The sequence below is a fragment of the Nostoc sp. genome, assembly GCF_036917815.1.
In the GTDB taxonomy this organism is placed as follows: Bacteria; Cyanobacteriota; Cyanobacteriia; order Cyanobacteriales; family Nostocaceae; genus Nostoc.
This window is the reverse complement of sequence record NZ_JBALEK010000017.1, coordinates 1-2,740: the sequence shown is the minus strand read 5'-3', so window position 1 is coordinate 2,740 and position 2,740 is coordinate 1. Positions and strand designations below refer to the sequence as shown.

Sequence of the window (2,740 nt, the reverse complement as noted above, 5' to 3'; positions counted from 1 at the left end):
TTACCCCTCCTACAATCTTGCAAAAACTTCCATAGAGTTCTCGGTCACTATTCATCGAAAACAACTGCGTCCAGGCTATGGTAAAGGTTTTGCAGGGGCACCAATAAATACTCATATAGTCTCCGATGATGGCATTACAGGGCTATCTATTGGAGGAAAGAAACCATGAGTAGTCAAAAGCCGAAAAAAAGTCGGATTCTCAAGGTGCAAGTTAGTTTTGAAGCCAGCCGGATATCGGATGAGTGCATGGCTTGTGCCTATGAACAAGTAATTCCTGAACTTCGCCTTTCAACACGAAAATCCAGTCAAAATCCCGGATTACAAAATGAGCTAATAAGAGAAAGGGTAGAAGAAATCGATTATTTCAACTCCTTAAATTTTGATAGGGGGTGATTTTGTGACAGAATCAGGAAGGAGCTGAAACTAATGAAAAAAAAGAAGCGACCTGACAACTCTAGTTCACCTAGAGGCGGATATCGGGAGAATGCAGGTAGAAAATCAGGCTGGAACCACAAAGATACTTGTACAATCAGAATCCCGAAAGAATTTGCCTCTCAACTTGTAGAAATAGCTCGTCGCCTCGATAAGGGTGAGAAAATTGATAATGACACAGAATCTATTCACCGAGAAAAGGATTTAGTTACAAAATCAAAATTAGTTAGTAGTTTAGGCGATCGCAAATTTGTCCACCAGTCAGGGTTACAATTTGATATTGACACAAATTCTAAATCTTTAATTGATGATACTGTCACAGAATCAACAACTAGTTCAGGAGAATCCTTATCCCAGCTACAAAAACAGCAAGAATTATCGGCTGAATTTGAAAATGATACAGAATCAAAGCTCGATAATTCTGATATTGTAACAGAATCAAATTTGCTAGAGATTAGTCAGGCTACTGACGACTTTTTTCCTGATCTAGCCCTTGCACTCAAAAACGCAAAAACTATCCTGACAGCAAAAAAGTCAGCCCGAGAATCAATTGCCCGATTACTGTCAAAACTCTACTCATCTCAGGTAAAAGCAGATGATCTTTAACTCTTGTTCAGTCGCTAGGGTAGAACACAAAAATTTACTTAATTTGAGGTCTAATTTATGACCACTAACCAAATACAGGCTGCTATCTACGCTCGGGTTTCTACAGAGCAGCAAACAGAAACTCAGACAGTCGCTAGTCAATTAGCTGCCCTTCGCTTGAGGGTAGCAGCAGATGGGTTAAAACTATGTGAAGAACTAACCTTTATCGATGCAGGCTATAGTGGAGCAACGCTGGTACGTCCGGCATTAGAACGTTTGAGAGACTTGGCTTTTGCTAATGGAGTAGATCGGCTTTACGTCCACTCTCCCGACCGATTAGCTCGCAAATATGCTTACCAAGTGTTATTAATTGACGAAATGTACCGTTGTGGCGTGGAAGTAATTTTCCTCAATCGAGAATTGGGACAATCGCCAGAAGATGATTTGCTGTTACAGGTACAAGGAATGGTAGCCGAGTACGAACGAGCCAAAATCATGGAACGCAGTCGGCGAGGTAAGCGACATGCAGCCAAATCTGGTTCAGTCAACGTCTTGTCTTGTGCCCCCTATGGTTATAAATATGTCAACAAAGCCTCGGGTGGCGGTCAGGCTCACTTTGAATTCGTTGTCGAACAAGCTCAAGTAGTTCGACAAATATTTGACTGGGTAGGCAGAGAAAGGGTCACAATTGGGGAAGTATGCCGCCGACTGAATGCAGATGGACACCTGACCCAAACCGGAAAGGCAGTGTGGGATAGATCCACAGTATGGGGAATGTTGAAAAACCCAGCGTATATTGGATTTGCTGCTTTTGGTAAAACCCAAGTTTGCTCCCGTCGGCAGAGATTAAAACCCATTCGGGGAGCTTCTCCACAACCGAGACGTGACTATTCAAGCAACTCAGTTGATGTCTCAGAATGGATTTCCGTACCAGTGCCAAAGATTGTGGATGAAAATCTGTTTGCTGCTGTACAAGAGCAATTGCAGGAAAATCAGCGTCGTTCTCGAATTGGTCAACGAGGTGCAAGATACTTGTTGCAAGGTTTAGTTACTTGCAAGCTCTGTGGCTATACTTACTACGGTAAAGCTATCAGTAATAAATCTGCCAAGAGCAAGCCGAGGGACTATGCTTATTATCGCTGTATTGGTACTGATGCTTATCGCTTTGGTGGGAATCGGGTATGTAGCAATACTCAAGTACGAACTGATACATTGGAGGCGGCTGTTTGGCAAGAAGTATGTTCTTTGCTCAAAAATCCCCAACGTCTTTATATGGAATACCAACGCCGAGGGCAAGAACCGACTTCAGCTACTCAAGAAAATATTAAAGCCTTAGAATCCCAAATTACCAAACTACGTCGGGGTATTGCACGGTTGATTGATAGCTATGCTGAGGGTCTAATTGAAAAAAACGAATTTGAGCCAAGGATTCATAAAATAAAAGAACGAGTGGCAGTTATCGAAGCCCAGGTGAAAAATCTTAACGATGAGGCTACGCTAAATCGGGAACTAAGACTGATTATTGGTCGGTTGGAGGAGTTTTCCTCTAAAGTCATCAACAACCTTGACTCAATAGAATGGAATAGCCAACGAGAAATTATTCGCCTGTTAGTAAAGCGAGTCGAGGTGGATACTGAACAGGTAAATGTGGTTTTTCGGGTAGGGGAAGTTTCTGATGTCCCAAAGTCTGAATCAGAAAGTTTGCAAGATTGTAGGAGGGGTA

At 42.3% G+C, this 2,740-nt stretch carries 3 protein-coding genes; all 3 read left to right on the top strand.

What is annotated here, in order from left to right; genetic code table 11:
* Positions 1-165: 165 nt before the first annotated feature.
* Positions 166-393 carry a hypothetical protein gene (locus V7K97_RS05470; RefSeq protein WP_334799726.1) on the top strand — a complete coding sequence of 76 codons (228 nt, stop codon included), beginning with the start codon at positions 166-168 and terminating at the stop codon, positions 391-393.
* Positions 394-426: 33 nt separating this feature from the next.
* Positions 427-1,038 carry a hypothetical protein gene (locus tag V7K97_RS05465; protein ID WP_334799725.1) on the top strand — a complete coding sequence of 204 codons (612 nt, stop codon included), beginning with the start codon at positions 427-429 and terminating at the stop codon, positions 1,036-1,038.
* Positions 1,039-1,095: 57 nt separating this feature from the next.
* The coding region (locus tag V7K97_RS05460) for a recombinase family protein (protein WP_334799723.1) at positions 1,096-2,740 on the top strand (1,645 nt) is incomplete at its 3' end.

Excerpts from the sequence above, each read along its gene's own strand:
- V7K97_RS05470 (WP_334799726.1), top strand. The coding sequence starts at position 166 with ATGAGTAGTCAAAAGCCGAAAAAAAGTCGGATTCTCAAGGTGCAAGTT.
- V7K97_RS05465 (WP_334799725.1), top strand. The coding sequence starts at position 427 with ATGAAAAAAAAGAAGCGACCTGACAACTCTAGTTCACCTAGAGGCGGA.